Origin of the sequence: Caballeronia sp. RCC_10, from assembly GCF_041360715.1 — a bacterium.
GTDB classification, from domain to species: Bacteria; Pseudomonadota; Gammaproteobacteria; order Burkholderiales; family Burkholderiaceae; genus Caballeronia; species Caballeronia grimmiae.
On record NZ_JBFUPT010000006.1, the window covers coordinates 236,694 to 252,998 of the forward strand.

At 61.7% G+C, this 16,305-nt stretch carries 17 protein-coding genes; 10 read left to right on the top strand and 7 right to left on the bottom strand.

Annotation, left to right across the window (positions count from 1 at the left end):
- Nucleotide 1: 1 nt before the first annotated feature.
- The 4 genes from AB6804_RS14410 to AB6804_RS14425 all read right to left on the bottom strand — a co-directional run bounded on the left by AB6804_RS14410 (nt 2) and on the right by AB6804_RS14425 (nt 4,395).
- The gene (locus AB6804_RS14410) at nt 2-1,156 is read right to left on the bottom strand and encodes an ATP-grasp domain-containing protein (RefSeq protein WP_370887050.1); all 1,155 of its coding nucleotides are present in this window, start codon (nt 1,154-1,156) and stop codon (nt 2-4) included.
- Nucleotides 1,156-2,085: an NAD(P)-dependent methylenetetrahydromethanopterin dehydrogenase gene (locus AB6804_RS14415; RefSeq protein WP_370886994.1), complete on the bottom strand. Its 930-nt coding sequence runs from the start codon at nt 2,083-2,085 to the stop codon at nt 1,156-1,158. The genes AB6804_RS14410 and AB6804_RS14415 overlap by 1 nt, the downstream gene beginning before the upstream one ends.
- A 43-nt stretch (nt 2,086-2,128) precedes the next feature.
- Entirely contained in the window at nt 2,129-3,151 is a 1,023-nt protein-coding gene (locus AB6804_RS14420) for a beta-ribofuranosylaminobenzene 5'-phosphate synthase family protein (RefSeq protein WP_370886995.1), read from the bottom strand.
- A gap of 869 nt (nt 3,152-4,020) precedes the next feature.
- Nucleotides 4,021-4,395, bottom strand: coding sequence for a 4a-hydroxytetrahydrobiopterin dehydratase (locus AB6804_RS14425; RefSeq protein ID WP_035963000.1), 375 nt, complete (start codon nt 4,393-4,395; stop codon nt 4,021-4,023).
- 383 nt (nt 4,396-4,778) lie between these two features.
- Between AB6804_RS14425 and AB6804_RS14430 the strand changes: the two genes are divergently transcribed.
- From AB6804_RS14430 to AB6804_RS14470, 9 genes are all read left to right on the top strand, one after another.
- Complete coding sequence (locus AB6804_RS14430) at nt 4,779-6,590, top strand: methanol/ethanol family PQQ-dependent dehydrogenase (protein WP_370886996.1); 1,812 nt, start codon at nt 4,779-4,781, stop codon at nt 6,588-6,590.
- Nucleotides 6,591-6,674: 84 nt separating this feature from the next.
- A complete protein-coding gene (locus AB6804_RS14435; protein WP_244795234.1) occupies nt 6,675-7,088 on the top strand; it encodes a c-type cytochrome in 414 nt (137 codons plus the stop codon).
- A 42-nt stretch (nt 7,089-7,130) separates the two neighbouring features.
- Entirely contained in the window at nt 7,131-8,048 is a 918-nt protein-coding gene (locus AB6804_RS14440; RefSeq protein ID WP_370886997.1) for a quinoprotein dehydrogenase-associated putative ABC transporter substrate-binding protein, read from the top strand.
- Complete coding sequence (locus tag AB6804_RS14445) at nt 8,045-8,815, top strand: hypothetical protein (RefSeq protein ID WP_370886998.1); 771 nt, start codon at nt 8,045-8,047, stop codon at nt 8,813-8,815. Before AB6804_RS14440 ends, AB6804_RS14445 begins: the two co-directional genes overlap by 4 nt.
- A gap of 24 nt (nt 8,816-8,839) precedes the next feature.
- Nucleotides 8,840-9,814: a LysR substrate-binding domain-containing protein gene (locus AB6804_RS14450; RefSeq protein WP_370886999.1), complete on the top strand. Its 975-nt coding sequence runs from the start codon at nt 8,840-8,842 to the stop codon at nt 9,812-9,814.
- Complete coding sequence (locus AB6804_RS14455; RefSeq protein ID WP_370887000.1) at nt 9,811-10,740, top strand: quinoprotein relay system zinc metallohydrolase 2; 930 nt, start codon at nt 9,811-9,813, stop codon at nt 10,738-10,740. The genes AB6804_RS14450 and AB6804_RS14455 overlap by 4 nt, the downstream gene beginning before the upstream one ends.
- Nucleotides 10,741-10,757: 17 nt before the next feature.
- On the top strand, nt 10,758-11,606 hold the full coding sequence (locus AB6804_RS14460) for a quinoprotein dehydrogenase-associated SoxYZ-like carrier (protein ID WP_370887001.1): 849 nt from the start codon (nt 10,758-10,760) through the stop codon (nt 11,604-11,606).
- Nucleotides 11,603-12,520: an MBL fold metallo-hydrolase gene (locus AB6804_RS14465; RefSeq protein ID WP_370887002.1), complete on the top strand. Its 918-nt coding sequence runs from the start codon at nt 11,603-11,605 to the stop codon at nt 12,518-12,520. The genes AB6804_RS14460 and AB6804_RS14465 overlap by 4 nt, the downstream gene beginning before the upstream one ends.
- Before the next feature lie 22 nt (nt 12,521-12,542).
- Complete coding sequence (locus tag AB6804_RS14470) at nt 12,543-12,851, top strand: EthD family reductase (protein ID WP_370887003.1); 309 nt, start codon at nt 12,543-12,545, stop codon at nt 12,849-12,851.
- Nucleotides 12,852-12,858: 7 nt separating this feature from the next.
- Here AB6804_RS14470 and AB6804_RS14475 read toward each other — a convergent pair whose 3' ends face one another.
- Genes AB6804_RS14475 through AB6804_RS14485 form a run of 3 tightly spaced genes read right to left on the bottom strand, consistent with a single transcriptional unit; the run spans nt 12,859 to nt 14,953 of the window.
- On the bottom strand, nt 12,859-13,605 hold the full coding sequence (locus AB6804_RS14475) for a Pr6Pr family membrane protein (protein WP_370887004.1): 747 nt from the start codon (nt 13,603-13,605) through the stop codon (nt 12,859-12,861).
- A gap of 47 nt (nt 13,606-13,652) precedes the next feature.
- Nucleotides 13,653-14,222, bottom strand: a complete 570-nt coding sequence (phnN, locus tag AB6804_RS14480; protein WP_370887005.1) for a phosphonate metabolism protein/1,5-bisphosphokinase (PRPP-forming) PhnN — start codon at nt 14,220-14,222, stop codon at nt 13,653-13,655.
- On the bottom strand, nt 14,219-14,953 hold the full coding sequence (locus AB6804_RS14485; protein WP_370887006.1) for a DUF1045 domain-containing protein: 735 nt from the start codon (nt 14,951-14,953) through the stop codon (nt 14,219-14,221). The genes phnN and AB6804_RS14485 overlap by 4 nt, the downstream gene beginning before the upstream one ends.
- Before the next feature lie 70 nt (nt 14,954-15,023).
- Here AB6804_RS14485 and AB6804_RS14490 point away from each other — a divergent pair, with 70 nt between their 5' ends.
- Nucleotides 15,024-16,184 carry an alpha-D-ribose 1-methylphosphonate 5-triphosphate diphosphatase gene (locus AB6804_RS14490; protein ID WP_370887007.1) on the top strand — a complete coding sequence of 387 codons (1,161 nt, stop codon included), beginning with the start codon at nt 15,024-15,026 and terminating at the stop codon, nt 16,182-16,184.
- Nucleotides 16,185-16,305 lie beyond the last annotated feature (121 nt).

Genomic DNA, 16,305 nt, shown 5'->3' on the forward strand with positions numbered 1-16,305 from the left:
GCTAGTTCACATTGATGCGTTGCAGAAGACTCGTGCATTGGCGATCCAGTTCGATGCGTAATGCATCGAGCGTGGATGCTGTCGCGGTGATCGTGCAGACGGGCATGCCCGCCTCGATGCGCGCGCCGGGCGATGGCACGTCATGGCACTCGGCATCTACAAAGCACGCATCGCTGAACAGGCTGGATACGGTGAAGCCCTGAGGCGCAAACACGACACGTTGCCCCGCGATCAGCGGCGGGGCATGTTTCCACGTGCAGGCCGTGTGCGGCAAGTCGCCGTCGAGACAGGCTTCCACATGCGCGCCGATCAAACCACGCGGCCACGCATCGGGCCATGCGGTTTCATAGAGCGCCATCGTCGAAGAAGGACGCGTGTTGATCTCGAGGACCTGGAAGGTATCGTCATCGAGCAGGAAGTCGATGCTGTTCAGTCCCGTGAGGTCCGTTTTCCATACGATCGTTTCGATTGCCTGAACGACGCGTTCGGCGATATCGCGGGGCAGTATGATCGGCCCGAGCGAACCCGCATGCACGAAAGGCAGGCTGCCTGCTGCCGTCGTGAGTTGCTCCGCGAAGCCGATCACCGTGGCTTCGCGGTGTGCGGCGACGAAGAGCGCCGACATCGAACGGCCTCGCGAAAACCGCTGGAAATAGGCATCGGCGTGAATGCGATCGACGTTTTGTGCCCACTCGATATGCGTCCCGCCGCAGCCATCCGAACGCTTGACGAGCCATCCGCGCGCGTCCTCTGGCGGCGCGAAGCGCACTTCCGGATGCGGCACACGAACTTCATTGAGCAACGCGAAGAAGCGCCGTGGATCGCGCACGGCCAGCGCCTGCGCGCCGTTGCCGATGAAGCGCGGCACGCGCGGCGCGCGGCTCAGTTCCATCGCGAGCGGTTCGAGGCCGCTCGTCACGATGAGGCCCAGCATGCGCGGCAGGCGTGCGGCGCATTCGAGCGCATCGTAGAGACGGCCGCGATCGATCGACAATCCGTCGCCGCCGATATCGAGCCACATGTCGGCGTGCGCGCGTGTATCGCGATCACCGAAGATATCGAGCGCGACCACGTTGAGGCCCGCGCGCTCGGCCGATTGTGCGAGCAGACGCGCGGACAGACCCGCCACCGCGACGCGAGGCGCACGCGAGGCCATCATGAGTCTTGGCCCGCGACGATGACGCGCGCTTCGTCGAATGCTTCGGGAAAGCCCAGATAAACGGGTTTTCCCCCGGTTCGCATGCGCAGGAAGAGCCGATGCTCCGCCTGATACTTCACGTTGCCGATCGCGAGCGCGCCGATGCCGATCGCATCCGAACGCGCGGCGCCTGCGAGCGGCTTGCCGTCGTCCATCACGTGAACGCCGGCGATGCCTTCGGGCGGCACGGCGTTGACATCGGCGGCGATCAGCAGATGCTTCGCGTGGGCGAGATCGGCGGCGGTCATCACTTGCACGCCGGCTGCGGCTGTCGCGAAGACGATCTCCGCACGCACGAGTTCGCGATGCAGGTGCTCGGGCGTGCCTGTCGGGACGCCCGATGTGGCGATATCGAAGCGGCGGTTGATCTCGTCGCTGACTTGTGTGGCGCGTGACTGACTGGAGTGGCTCGCGACGGCGACGTCCGCGCCGAGCGATGCGGCCATCGCCGCCGCCACGCGTCCGACCGCGCCGGTGCCGCCAAGTATCAGCAGACGTTTGCCGTCGAAGCCGACGTTATGCACGGCCTTCAGATGCTTTTCCGCGAGCGCGACGAGCGCGGCGGCTGTCGTGTATGCGCCGCTCGGATCGGCGAAGACCGAGACCTCGAACGGCGGGACCATTGCGTTGCGTGCGCGTTCGAGCATGTCGGCGGCGAGCATGACGTCGCGTCCGCCGATGAAGATGCCGGTGCGCGATACGCCCTTCGGCCCGCGCGAGAAGATTGCGTCTTGTGTGAGCTGCACGACGCTGTCGATGTCGACGTTGCAGTACGGCACGAGGATTTGATAACCGGCATCGGCCGCCATGTTGACATCGAACGGACTCATCTGCGGCGTGCTCGTGAACATGTGCAGGACGTACGGTCTTTCGGTGGCTTCGTGCATGGTGATGGACTCGTATCGATGGGAATACGTGCGTGTGCTGCCGTCAGGCGGCATCGGCGCCGGGCTGTCGATGATCTGCGGCGCGCCATGTTGCGCCGCGATTGCGGGCGGTCGCGATGGTGAACGTGAGCGACGGGTTACGCGCGGCTTTCCTGGCGGTTTCGAGCGCGCGCTCGGCGTGTTCGGCGCTCGCGACGAACGCGAAGCCGACTGGCCCCCATGATGTTTGCCCGACGCCGGCCTTCTGCTCCGCCGCGACGGCTTCGAGCGCGCGTGCGACGGCGGGGCTTGCGAAGAAGCCGCCTTGCGCGGGCGCGAAGTATTCGCCGATGGTTTGCTGCATGTCGGTGATGGCGCTGGCGAAGGTATCGAAATCGCTTTCCGCGACTGCGGGCAGGAGCTGCATCAACACGCGATGCGAGAGGTGCGCCGCGAGCGATGCGGGAAAGGGTGCGAGTGCTGCAAGCTCGCGTTTCTCGGCATCGCCGTGCAGTCCTTCGCGCGAGGTGTCGTCGATGAGCAGAATGCGCCATGCATCCGGAAACGGCTGTCGCGCGATGAGGGGCGGTAGCGTGGAGGCGCTGCTGCGTCCGCCGTCGACGATCAGGCCGCCGTGATCGAAGCCGTGAATGCCGATGCCGGAACGCGCGCCGCGATGCGTTATGTGTGCGAGTTCAGCTGTGTCGATGTGGCGGCCTGTGATGCGGGCGAAGGCCGTTCCTACTGCGAGCGCGAGTTGAGTGCCGGAACCGAGGCCGGTGTGGGCGCGGGGGGTTTCGTGCACTTCTATATCGATGTGGCGGGGTTCTTTCAACGCTGCCTGTAGTTGTTCGACGTGCGTCGCGATGCGGTCGCGTTGTGCTCGCGTCGTTGCGCCGTGGATGCGTGTTGCGTGCTGCGTTAGCTTGGCGGTGAGCCGTGTGTCGTGGTTCTCGATCGTCAGGCCGACGCTGCCGAAAGATCGGCCCAACGAGCCGTTTGGATCGATGAAGCCCAGATGCAGTCGGGCCGAGGCTGAAAGGGTGATCGCACGGGGCGGCGATAGGCGGGGTTTTTCGTATTCCACAGAAGTTGGACGTTTTCTCTTGCGCCGGGTGGGGGGTTTTTGGTTAAGGCAAAAGGTGTACCAAGGACTCTTGTCGTTGTTCGTTTTTGTCTCGGTGAGCTTGTATTCGTGTCGGTCTATTGGCGCGCCCCTCCCCGGGGCGGGGGTCACTTTCTTTGCCGCTGCAAAGAAAGTAACCAAAGAAAGCAGCTTTTTGGCCCGAAGCACTGACTTGTGTGGTCACTCCGTAGAACATCAGTGGCACTCAGCTTGAAAGAGCCTTGAATCACCTTCCGCGCCCGCTGACAACTAACGTCCTCCGAGCCCCTTGGCTCGTTAACACCGAACGCACATCAAGCACCACGCGCCCCCCTACCGACGCGAAAAGGCACGGCAAAGCAAAGCGAAGTCGAGGCGAGGAGAAGATGGTGATGCGCTTGCAACCGAACTGAACGTAGTCCTGCGGAGTCATTCGACTCATTTGAGAGTGCGCAGTATTGGGGGCGTTTGTGAGCAGATGGTTTTGTCGAGCCAAGGGGCTCGGAGGACGTGGCGCTCAGCGGGCGCGGAAGGTGATTCAGGGCTGTTTCAATCTGAGTGCCACGGAGGTTCTACGAAGTGACCACGCAAGTTAGTGCTTTGTGCGGTTCAGAAAAAAGCTGCTTTCTTTGGTTACTTTCTTTGCAGCGGCAAAGAAAGTGACCCCCGCCCCGGGGAGGGGCGAGCTAATAGACCGACACGAATACAAGCTCAACGAACAACAACAACGATATCCCGTCACAGTTTCCCGCCCCGGAGAGAGGCAGCCTAAAAGACCGACACGAAGAACCAAAAAAAACACCGCCGCCCACGCAAAGGGAAAAAGGGAAAAAGGCAAAAAGCAAAAGAAATCAATCGTACTTGATATACCGAAACCGCTGATCCCCGGAAGGGGTCCCCTCGAGCGGCCCGCCTTCCCGCGAAGGCTGCCACTGCACGACCTCTTCGATCTTCGAAGCAAGCGCAAAGTCCTTATCGGTAATTCCCTTAGCAGAGTGAGTCTTGAGCTTGACGACGACAAACGCGTAGGAAACCGTCAAATCCGGATGATGCCAGGCCGCTTCGGCCAGATGCCCGACGGTATTCACGACCATGAGCGTCCCTTTCCAGCCTTCCGTTCTGAACTTGCGCCTAAGCCATCCATCCTCGAGATACCAGTGCGAAAGCGGTCCCGTAAGCCGCTGCTGCACTTCGTCGTCGGTATAAACCTTCTCCGTAGAACTCATGGCGATGCCTCGCTTGGCAAGAGAACACACGCGCCAGTATGCACGCCCGCCGCCCAACGCAGCAACGAAAACCCTGCTGCAACGCGTCAGAAACAAAAAGCCCCACAGCACAGAACAAAAGCAAAGAAATTCGCGGATTTGACACAGTATGTCTCGCACCGCCGGCGCGCACGGCCATCAAACAAAGAACCGTTACGCACGATCGCACTGCACATAAAGAGCGCAACAAACCGGCATGGAATATGCAATTGGCCCCGATACGCAAGCGTCCGGCAAAGAACCGGGCAAAGCGCAACGCGTTACCTGCATCCAGAAGGCGCGCACGATGCAAGCCGGTAGCGTGGTCATCCGTGGGTCGGAAGCATCATCATTCTGGAGGAGACATGAACTTACGCACCCTGGTTCTTGGACTGGCGGTGGTCGCGACGGCAGGCTTGAATTCCTATGTGGCGCAGGCCGATCCGCAACTCGACAGCCTTATCAAGAACCCCTCGAACTGGGCGGCGCAAGCGGGCGACTACTCAAATCACCGCTATAGCACGCTCAAGCAGATCAACGAAAACAACGTCGGCAAACTACAGGTCGCCTGGACCATGTCGACCGGCGTGCTGCGTGGCCACGAAGGCTCGCCGCTCGTCATCGGCGAAACGATGTACATCCACTCGCCGTTCCCGAACAAGGTCATCGCCATCAATCTGAAAGACCAGACCTTCATCTGGCAGTACCAGCCGAAACAGGATCAGCAAGTCATCTCGGTGATGTGTTGCGACACCGTCAATCGCGGTCTCGCCTATGGCGACGGCAAGATCTTCCTCCAGCAGGCCGACACCAAACTCGTCGCACTCGATGCCAAGACCGGCGACGTCGTATGGTCGGCTCAGAACGGCGACGCCAAGAAGGGCGAGACCAATACGAACGCACCACACGTATTCGGCGACAAGGTCTTGACAGGCATCTCCGGCGGCGAGTTCGGCGTGCGCGGGCGGCTCATCGCCTACAACATCAAGGACGGCAAGGAAGTCTGGAAGGCCTATAGCACCGGTCCCGACGATGAAATGCTGCTCGACCCGCAGCAAACCATGACCTGGACCGACGGAAAGATGACGCCGATCGGAGCGGACTCATCGCTCAAGAGCTGGCAAGGCGATCAGTGGAAATACGGCGGCGGCACCACATGGGGCTGGTACGCATGGGATCCGAAACTCAACCTTGTCTACTACGGCACCGGCAATCCGGGCACCTGGAATCCGACTCAGCGCCCCGGCGACAACAAGTGGTCCATGTCGATCTTCGCGCGTGATCTGAATACGGGCAAGGCGAAGTGGGTCTATCAGATGACGCCGCACGACGAATGGGACTATGACGGCGTCAACGAGATGATCCTGTCGGACCTGAACATCGGCGGCAAGAAGGTGCCCGCTATCGTTCACTTCGACCGCAATGGGTTCGGCTACACGTTGAATCGTGAAACGGGTGAACTGCTCGTGGCGCAGAAGTACGACCCCGCTGTGAACTGGGCCGATAGCGTCGACCTGAAAAGCGGCCTGCCGATTCGCAATGCAACCTATTCGACGCAGAAGGCAGGCCCCGATGTCAACGTGAAAGGCATCTGTCCCGCAGCCCTTGGATCAAAGGATCAGCAGCCCGCCGCATTCGATCCGAACACGAGTCTCTTCCTCGTGCCGACTAATCACGTCTGCATGGATTACGAGCCGTTCCAAGTGGACTACGTGTCGGGTCAGCCGTTCGTCGGCGCAACGCTGTCGATGTATCCGGGCCCGAACGAGAAGGGTTCGATGGGCAACTTCATCGCGTGGGATGCGGCCAAGGGCAAGATCACGTGGTCCAAGCCGGAGCGGTTCTCGGTGTGGTCCGGTGCACTCGCAACGGCAGGGGGCATCGTGTTCTACGGCACGCTCGAAGGGTACATCAAGGCGGTTCGCATCAAGGACGGCAAGGAGCTCTGGAAGTTCAAGACGCCGTCGGGGATCATCGGCAACGTGTTCACGTATCAGTATCAGGGCAAGCAATACGTCGGCGTCTATTCGGGCATTGGCGGCTGGGCCGGCATCGGCATGGCGGCGGGTCTCGAGAAGTCGACGGAAGGCCTGGGCGCGGTCGGTGGCTACAAGGAACTGGCCAAGTACACGGCGCTCGGCGGCACGCTGTTCGTGTTCGCCATTCCCGGCGGTTGATGCAGCGTCCTTAACGTAGTGGTATCGCGCGGCGGCAAGACGCGCCGCCGCGCAAAAAAAAATCATATTCACGGAGACAAACGCATGAAAGGCCGATCACTCTTGCTGCTTTCGATGGCGCTCGCTGCGTCGTCCGTTTCGTTTGCCCAGACCGATTCGGGGCAGATGAAACAGGTGGCGTACAAGGTCGTCGACGGCAACAAGGTCGACAACGATACGCTGCAGGGCTGGCGTACATGGCGCGCGCTCGCGTGCGAACGCTGTCATGGCGCAAAGCAGGAAGGCATGGTCGGCCCGTCGCTGGTCGATGCATTGAAGACGCTCGACAAGAATGAGTTTCATCGCACCGTATTCGGCGGGCGCGTGGATAAGGGTATGCCCGACTTCAGCGCAAGCCAGATGATGCAAAAGAATTGGGAGAATCTTTACGCGTATCTGAAGGGACGTTCAGACGGCAAGATCAATCCGGGCGACTTGCAGGCGATAGATGCGAAGTAAGCACGTCGACGTTCGATGACCGCGTTCACTCCCGGAGGCTTCATGCATCACCGTCCTGCCAGCGGCGCATTGTTCCGATCGTTGCGGTTCCTGACCGCATGTTTCACGGCGCTTGCCGCGCATGCAGCATATGCACAGGGCGCAGGAGGCCCGCCGCCGGATCTGCCGAACAACGATGGCGCAGACGGCGTATTGCGCGTATGCGCCGATCCGAACAACATGCCGCTTTCCAACGAAAAGGGCGAAGGCTACGAGAACAAGATCGCGAGCCAGATGGCGAGTGACTTCGGCTATAAGCTCGAATACACGTACTATCCGCAGCGCATGGGCTTCGTGCGCAATACGCTGCGCCAGAAGGTGCCCGATACCGAACGCTTCAAGTGCGATCTGATCATCGGCGTGCCCAAAGGGTATGAGCTGACCTCGACAACGCGCCCCTATCTGCATTCCACCTACGCGATGGTGCTTCCGAACCGGCCCGAATACGCGAGCATCAAGACGCCGGCGGACCTCGTCAACTTGCCGCCCGATCAGCTCAAGAAGATGAAGCTCGGGATCTTCGTCAAGAGTCCCGCAGTGGATTGGCTGCTGCGAAATAATCTCATCGATCAGGCTGTGTCGTATCAAGGGCAAAGCGGCGACCCCGAAGCTTTTCCCGGCGAGCTGATCGAACGCGATCTCACACGCGGCAATGTCGATGCCGCTTTCGTGTGGGGTCCTATCGCGGGCTATTTCGTGAATCGCTCGGATAACAAGGTGCGGCTCGTGGCCTTCCCGCCGCAGCCGGGCATCCGCTTCGATTTCGAAATCTCGATGGGCGTGCGCTATGGCGAGAAGGCGTGGCGCGACAAGGTCGATGGCTGGATCGCTTCCAATCAGTCGAAGATCGATCAGATACTGACGAGCTATCAAGTCCCCTTGCTGCCGCTACAGCCGATGCAACCGGCGCAAGTGCAATGAACGCCGCACATGCAAGGCTTCGCGCGCTGGTCGCGGCGTGCGCGCTCGCTGTCGTCGCGGAGACGAACGCATTCGGCGCGGATGCGCCGCCCGCATCCGCGCCGAGTCCGGAGATCGCGCCGGCCGAGCGCATGCTCTTCATGCAGCCGCACATGACCGGCATCGAAGCGATGACGGAGCTGGATTACGCGGTCGACTATTCGGGCCCGCCGGCGAAAGTCAGCGATACTATGCGCGTGATCGTGACGAGCCCCGGCAATGCGAAGAACGATGCACGGCTGACGGATCGCACGGGCAACGTCGACGTGCCGGGCGGCTTGCCATGCAATCCGGTCATCATCTACTTTCTGGAACACGACATCGCCGAGATGCAGCAGTTGACGGGCGGACAGAAGCGCTATTTTCAGCAGCGCGTACGCCTGGCGCTCGCCGCAAGCCCGGCGATCACGCCAGTTTCAGCGGAGGCGCTCGGTCTCAAGAACAGCAAGAACGTCAATGCGCGGCAGATCGTGATTCAGCCTTACCTCAACGATCCAAACGCGGACCGCTTCGCGCAATATGTCGGCAAACGCTATACGTTCGTCATCGCCGATGACGTGCCGGGCCGCGTCCTTCTCATTCGAACCGAAGTTCCGGGCGCGGGCAACGATTTCGCGCATCCGGTGCAGAAGGAGACCATTGCATTCCAGGGTGCGCTCAAGAATATCTCGCCGCCGCCCCAAGGTGCGCCCGCCAAGACGGGAAACGCGCCGCGTGCGAGCCGGTAAGCGGTTCGATGCCGCCTCTCGCGCATGAACTTCATCCGTTCCCTCACGCTGCGTCAGCTTCAGATCTTCGTGATTACCGCGCGCTGCCCGAGCTTTGCGCGTGCCGCTGAAGAACTGCATCTCACGCAGCCGGCGGTATCGATGCAGATCAAGCAACTCGAAGACGCAGTGGGTTTGCCGCTATTCGAACGCGTCGCGCGCCGGCTTGCACTGACAGAAGCGGGCGAGCGATTGCAACATCATGCGAGCCGCATTCTCGGTGAAATCAAGGACGCCGAAGACGCGATGATGTCGCTCAGACAGGCCGATAGCGGATCGATTGCGGTCAGCATCGTGAGTTCGGCCACTTACTTTGCGCCGAAGCTGCTTGCGCTTTATTCGCGGCAATACCCGAAGGTCGATGTGCGCTTCTCGGTCGGCAATCGCGAGACCTTGCTCAGGCTGCTGCAGGATAATGCGACGGATCTCGCCATCATGGGCCGGCCGCCGCCCGAACTCGGAACGACGGCCGAGCCGCTTGCATGGCATCCGCATGTCATCGTTGCGCCGCTGTCGCATCCTTTGCGGCATGCGCGGCGCTTCGACTTGCAGGAGCTTGCCAACGATACCTTCTTGTTGCGTGAGCCAGGATCTGGCACGCGCGCCGTATCGGAACATGTGTTCAAGCAGAATCTCTTCGTGCCTTCACGCAGCGTGACGCTCGGAAGCAACGAAACCATCAAACAGGCCGTGATGGCAGGCATGGGCGTGAGCCTAATTTCGCTGCATACGCTCGCGCTCGAATTGCGTACCGGGGAGATCGCCGTGCTGGATGTGAACGGCACGCCGGTCGAAAGAACGTGGCAGCTCGTGCATGCGCGCTCTAAACAATTGTCGCCGACGTGTCTCGCGTTTCGACGTTTTCTGCTTGAACACGCCGAGCCGTTTCTCGAGCAGGAGTACGCGGAGTTCGGCCTCTTGCGTCCGAAACGTCTTGCCGATGCGGAAAGCGTTCAATGACCGTGTCGTCGATGCTGCGCGCGCTGGTTTTTCTCGCGCTTTGCGTCTTGATGAAAGCGCATGCCGCATCGGCGTTCGCGACGCAGCAGATCGCGCCGGGCAACTATGTGCATCGCGGACACGACGATGTCGCGACGCCCGCTAACGGCGGCGATATTGCTAACGTGGGATTTATCGTCGGCGCGCGCTGTGTCGCGGTGATCGACACGGGCGGCACGCTCGCCGAAGGCCGGCAGCTTCGCGCGGCGATTCGCGCGGTCACGCCCTTGCCTGTGTGCTACGTCATCAATACGCACATGCACCCGGATCATATGTTCGGCAATGGGGCATTCAAGGACGAGCACGTGCGATTCGTCGGCAGCGTGAAGCTCGCGCAAGCCGAGGCGGCGCGCGCCGACAATTATCTTCGCGCGCTGAAGCGCGAACTCGGAGCGGCGGCAGAAGGAAGCGAGATCGTTCCGCCAACGCTGACGGTGGATGGAAGCGCCTCCCTCGATCTCGGCGGCCGCACGTTGACGCTGCAAACATGGAAAACAGCGCATACGAACAACGACATCACGGTATACGATGAGAAGAGCGGAACGCTATGGCTAGGCGATCTTCTTTTCGTCGGATGCATACCGGTGGTAGATGGCAGTGTCGTTGGCTGGCTCGACGATATAGCGCGCATTAAGCAGATGAATCCGCGTCATGTGGTGCCGGGGCACGGCCCGCTCGATGCCCCCTGGCCCCAGTCTATCGAAGCGGAAGAGCAGTACCTCGCGGAACTGGCGCGCGATGTGCGAGCGGCCATCAAGCGGGGCGATACTATTCAGCAAGCCGTGGACACGGTAGGCGTCGATCAGCGGAATAAGTGGCTGCTGTACGACGTCTATCATCGCCGCAACGTGACAGCGGCTTATGCGGAGCTGGAATGGGAGAAGTAGCGGCACAGGAGGACATCATGTTGAGGAAGCGTGTTGCAGCGTTCACGGCTGTGCTTGCATCGCTTGCGCCGTGCGTAACGCAAGCCGCATCACCCGACGACGATCCCGACAAGGTCGCGCGCTGGCTCGATTTCAAGGAAGGCGCCTTCAAGGGCCGCACGATCGATTCGCATGGCGATGCGGTCGTCAAGCTCGATGCGCCCGCGCGTGCAGCGGATGCCGCCGTGGTGCCCATCGCAATCAACGCTCAATTCCCGCAAACGCCGGCGCGATACATCAGCAAGGTCTATCTTTTCATCGACGAAAACCCGGAGCCGTATGCGGGTTCTTTCGAATTTACGCCGGAGTCGGGCCTCGCAAGCATCGAGACGCGGGTTCGAGTCGAAGACTACACGTTCATGCGCGTGATAGCCGAGACCAACGACGGCCATCTCTATAGCGCCGTGCGTTTCGTGAAGGCATCGGGAGGCTGTTCCGCTCCCGCCGACAAGGACGAGGACGCCGCCGAACGCTCAGCGGGCGCGGTGCGTCTGCAAGCCGAAGGCAAACCCGCAGGCGGCAAGCCCGAGCTTGCACAAGTGATGGTTCGGCACCCTAACCGAACGGGCATGGCGATGAATCAGGTCACGCGAAACTACGCGACCGCCTATTTCATCCGCAAGGTGGCCATTACGTATGCGGACAAGCCGGTGATGACCGCGAACGTCAACTTCTCGATCAGCGAGAACCCGAATTTCCGCTTCTATTTCTTGCCCAACGGAAATGGCGAACTGAAGGCGCATATCGAGGACACGAAGAACAAGACGTTCGAAAGCGCCGTCGCAATCGATGCGCAATCGAGTCCGCAAACGTCGGCCATGAAATGAGGGCCGCGATCGCTGCGCTTCTTTTCGCGTTCGCGCATGCTGCGGTGGCCGCGCTCGCGGGCATGCCCGCACCGGTCGCCATCGCGCCGGGCGTGTATGCGTTCATCGGCACGGGCGACGCGGTTGCACCCGCGAATCGTGGCATCGTCGCGAATAACGGGTTCATCGTGGGGACGAGCGGCGTAACGGTGATCGACACGGGGCCGTCGTATCGCTATGGCCGCGCGATGATCGAAGCTATCCGCAAAGTCACGCCCTTGCCGGTCAGACTCGTCATCATCACGCATCAGGCGCCGGAATTCGTGTTCGGCGCGGGTGCGTTTCGCGATCGCGACGTGCCCATACTGGCGCACGTTCGCACCGCGCAACTGATTCGCGAGCGATGCTCGATCTGTCTTGCGAACTTGCGCAAGACGCTGGGCGAAGACGAGATGGCCGGTTCTCGCGTGACGGTTCCGGATCGCACGATAGATGGCACGACGGAGATCGACAGCGGCGGACGCAAGCTGCAATTGCTGCACTTCGGACCCGCTAGCACGCCGGGTGATCTCGCGGTCCTCGATACGCAAACGGGCGTGTTGTTCGCAGGTAGTCTCGTCTCCAATGGCCGCATTCCCGAGTTGCGCAACGAGCAGATTCCGGGCTGGCTTGGCGCACTGGAAAATCTTCGCGCACTCGATCTCAAGACCGTGGTTCCCGCATTCGGCTCGCCCCTCGACGGCGACGACATCATGCGCACGGGCATCTATCTGCGTCAACTGGATGCGTCGGTGAAGCGTGCGTATAAGGACGGCGTCGGCCTGACCGATGCCATGCATTCGATCCAGACGCCCGAGTTCAGCGGCTACAAGCTCTATGCGATTGCACAGCCGCAGAACGTGCAACGCCTTTATCTGCAGTTGGAAAAGCAATGACCACCGCCCCGAGGAGACAACGATGGCCCAACTTGTAGCGCTCTACAAAACTCCGTCCGACAACCAGGCGTTCGACGCCCACTACACATCGACGCACGCGCCGCTTGCGAAGAAAATGCCCGGGCTGAGAAGCTATCGGGTGAGCAGCGGGCCCCTGGCCTTGCCGCAAGGCCAGTCGCCGTATCATCTCGTCGCGCTGCTGGAGTTCGATTCGCTCGACGCTATCAAGTCCGCGCTTGCCTCGCCCGAAGGTCAGGCGACTGCCGCCGATCTCGCGAACTTCGCGCAGGCCGGCGTCGATCTGCTGATGTTCGATACGAAAGACGCCTGAGCGCGATTCAACGCGGTGCGCCCGAATCCGCCATGTCGTCGGATTCGACTTCCGGATCGGGCACGCTCAAGTCCTCGCGCCGGTGATTGATGACGAGAAACACGCTCATCAATACGAGGAACGCGACGATGAGCAGCGTCGCGTTGAAGAAGACCCGTTCATAGCCCAGCTCGGCGACGTTGATGAACCAGTACGGATAGAACGCCGAGGCACTGCCGCGCCATAGCGTGATGAACAGATAGCACAGCGGATAGACGAGCCAGAGCGCACAGCGTCGCCATGAAAGATGAAAGCGCGGCACGAATAACAGCCAGTAAAGCGCAGCAAGCAAGGGCACGACGGTATGCAGCATCTCGTTGACGAACGCGCGATACCCCGACGGCGTCCACCAGAAACGCAGCAGTGCGTTGTACGCGATGCCGACGAACACGACATACACCACGACAGCAGTCACGACAGTCGGCTGACGAAAGAAGCGCGCGATGGGCGCTTGCGCGCGTGTGGCGACGCATGTAAAGCAGAGCGCCGTCAGCAGCACGGTCAGATTCGTCAGATAGCTGCTCATGCGCGCGAGGCCTTCGATCACGGTCAGGCCGCGACCGAGCGAACGCGCGATGCTGAGGTCCATCTGCGCTGCGATGGCGAGCCACGCTATCAGCGCGATGGCGGCGGCTGTCGCCAGCGATGCGGTACTGGGCGTATGAAGCGGCAAGGGGTGCTCGTGCCGCGGCAAGTTCATGGGTGGCTTGGGCATTCGCTCATTCTATCGGCGCATGAGACAGCGTGCCGGACACGCCTTTCTTATACGAGCGGACGTTGCGCCGCTTCTTCGACGACGCCGAGAAAGCGCGAGCCGGCATCTGCAAGCAAGCCCGAATTGTCGATTCGAACGATGCGCGCGCCAGCGGGCACTTCCAGCGACGGCTTGCGCGCCAGCCGCGCTTCAATCTGCCGCACGTCTTCGCGTCCGCGCCGTGCGAGCCGTGCGGCCAGCACGGCAGGCGCGGCATCGATATGAACGAAGCGCGCATCGGGATAACGTGCGAGGGCCACGTGGGCATGTTGTCGCGAGCCGTTCACGACGACCGGCACGCCGCGGGCAAGCCACGCATCCAGCTCGATGCCGACGCCATAGCGCAAGCCGAGGCTTTCCCAATGCATCGCGAAGAGGCCATGTTCGACGCGCGATGCGAATTCGTCGTGCGTAAGCGCGATGTGGTTCTCGCCATCGCCGGATGCACGCGTGATATAGCGATGCGCGAACATCACGCTCGCACCGACGCGCTCGCGTGCGAATGCCAGCAACGCGTCCTTGCCCGCGCCTGATGGGCCCATAACGTAGATCAGTCTGGCGCTGTCGAGCTGGCTCATGCCTCGTCCTGTGCGATGTTGAAGGGCAGACGCTGCCATAGTGTGAACGGTGCGCCCGGTTCCGGCTCGATGAACAGCGCCGCGCCGTGAACGGGGAGCGGCCCGAGTCGCGCGATGCGCGGCGCCCAGTGCGAGGCGATCAATGTGCGCGCGTTCGCGTCATCGAGTGAATCGGACAGCGTCATGTGGAAGCGGTACTCATCGAGCACATAGGGATAGCCCCATTCACGCAGCAGCGTAATCTGACGTGCACTCATGCCGGCGTGAATGCGCCGCTCGATGCTTTCGATCGAAGGCTTCGCTTGCAACGGTGCGATGGCCCGCAGCGCGCTTGCCGCAATGGTTCGCATGCGGGCGTCGTCATCGTCGTGCGCGGCGCGCAGCGCAACGAAGTTATTCATCTGCGCGATGCGCACCGGCATATCGAAGCGGACGATTCCGTTCGCCCACGCGCGAGCCGCCGCCTGCACGTCCGCCAGCGTGACGCCCGCTGCGCATCGGAACGGCGCAACGATGGTCGCGTGCCAGCCGTAGCGACGCGGCGACTGAGTCCACGCGTGCATGGCCGCGTGCGTTTCGCGGCCGCTTTCCGCATCGCGGCCCAGCCATTCGCAGCCTTCCTGCCACCACGCGGACGAGGCGGGCGGCGCATAGTAAAGCGCCACGCGCGGACTGCTATCCGCAGCAAGCGCGTCCGCCGCTTTATCATTCGATTCAGATGGGGCTGTCATTCGCATCGCCTGAATATCACGGACCGATTGTAATGCTCTGGCGACCGCCATTCACTCAGCCCGAACAACAATGCAAGCGCAACGGAACACTACGGACATGCTCATCAGGAACGCGCAAATCGTCACGCGCGATGAAACCTTCACCGGCGTCATGCGTATCGAAAACGGACGTATCGCCGACATCGCGGCGGGCAGCACGGCGGCGCGCGACGCCATCGACTGGAACGGCGACTATCTGCTGCCGGGGCTGGTCGAACTGCATACGGACAACATCGAGAAGCATCTCGCGCCGCGCCCGGGCGTGCTATGGAACCACGAAGCGGCGATCATCGTGCACGACGCGCAAGTGGCGTCGGCGGGCATCACGACCGTATTCGACGCGCTCGGCGTGGGCTCGCGTCCCGATGACGCCCTGCGCGGCCGCGCGGTGCAGGTCGAGTGCGCCCATGCCATCGGCAAGCTCGCCGAGAGCGGGCTGTTGCGTGCGGATCACCTTCTGCACCTTCGCTGCGAAGTGGGCACATCGGATGTCGTCGAGGTCTTCGATTCGCTCAGCGCGCATCCGCTGTTCGGGCTCGCCTCGGTGATGGATCACACGCCGGGACAGCGCCAATGGCAAGACCACGGGAAGTGGCGCGTGTTTCAGGAACGTCATGGCAAGTGGAGCGACGCGCACGCGCAAGCCACGCTCGAGCAATGGTCTGAGCAACAGGCGCGTTATGCGGCGGAGCATCGCAAGGCAATCGTCGAGCGTTGCAAAGTCCAGAACATACCGCTAGCAAGCCATGACGACACGCTCGTCGAACACGTCGAAGAAGCCGCGCGTGACGGCATCGCGCTTGCCGAATTTCCGACGACACTGGACGCAGCGCGCGCCGCCCACGCGCACCGCATCGCGACGATCATGGGCGCGCCGAACATCGTGCGTGGGGGATCGCACTCGGGCAACGTATCGGCGATGGAACTCGCACGCGAAGAGCTGCTAGATATCCTTTCGTCCGACTACGTGCCGTCGAGCCTGCTCATCGCGGTGTTCGATCTCGTCGATGGCGCAGGCTGGAGCTTGCCGCGTGCGGTGTCGGCTGTTTCGTGGGCGCCGGCGCATGCAGCGGGGCTTCACGATCGCGGCGCGCTTGCCGTGGGCCTGCGGGCGGACTTCGTGCGGGTCGCGCGGGCGCAGCGGCTCGTCGTGCCGAGGGAAACCTATCGCGCGGGCCTGCGCGTCTGCTGACGATTAGCGCGATTTCCGGGTATCCCCGCGTTGCGAACGCATCCGTTGTTGCGTACTCTCACGCGCATCGCATAGTTCGCTATGTGAATCGCTGTTCGCGTAACGAACATTTGGCGAACAT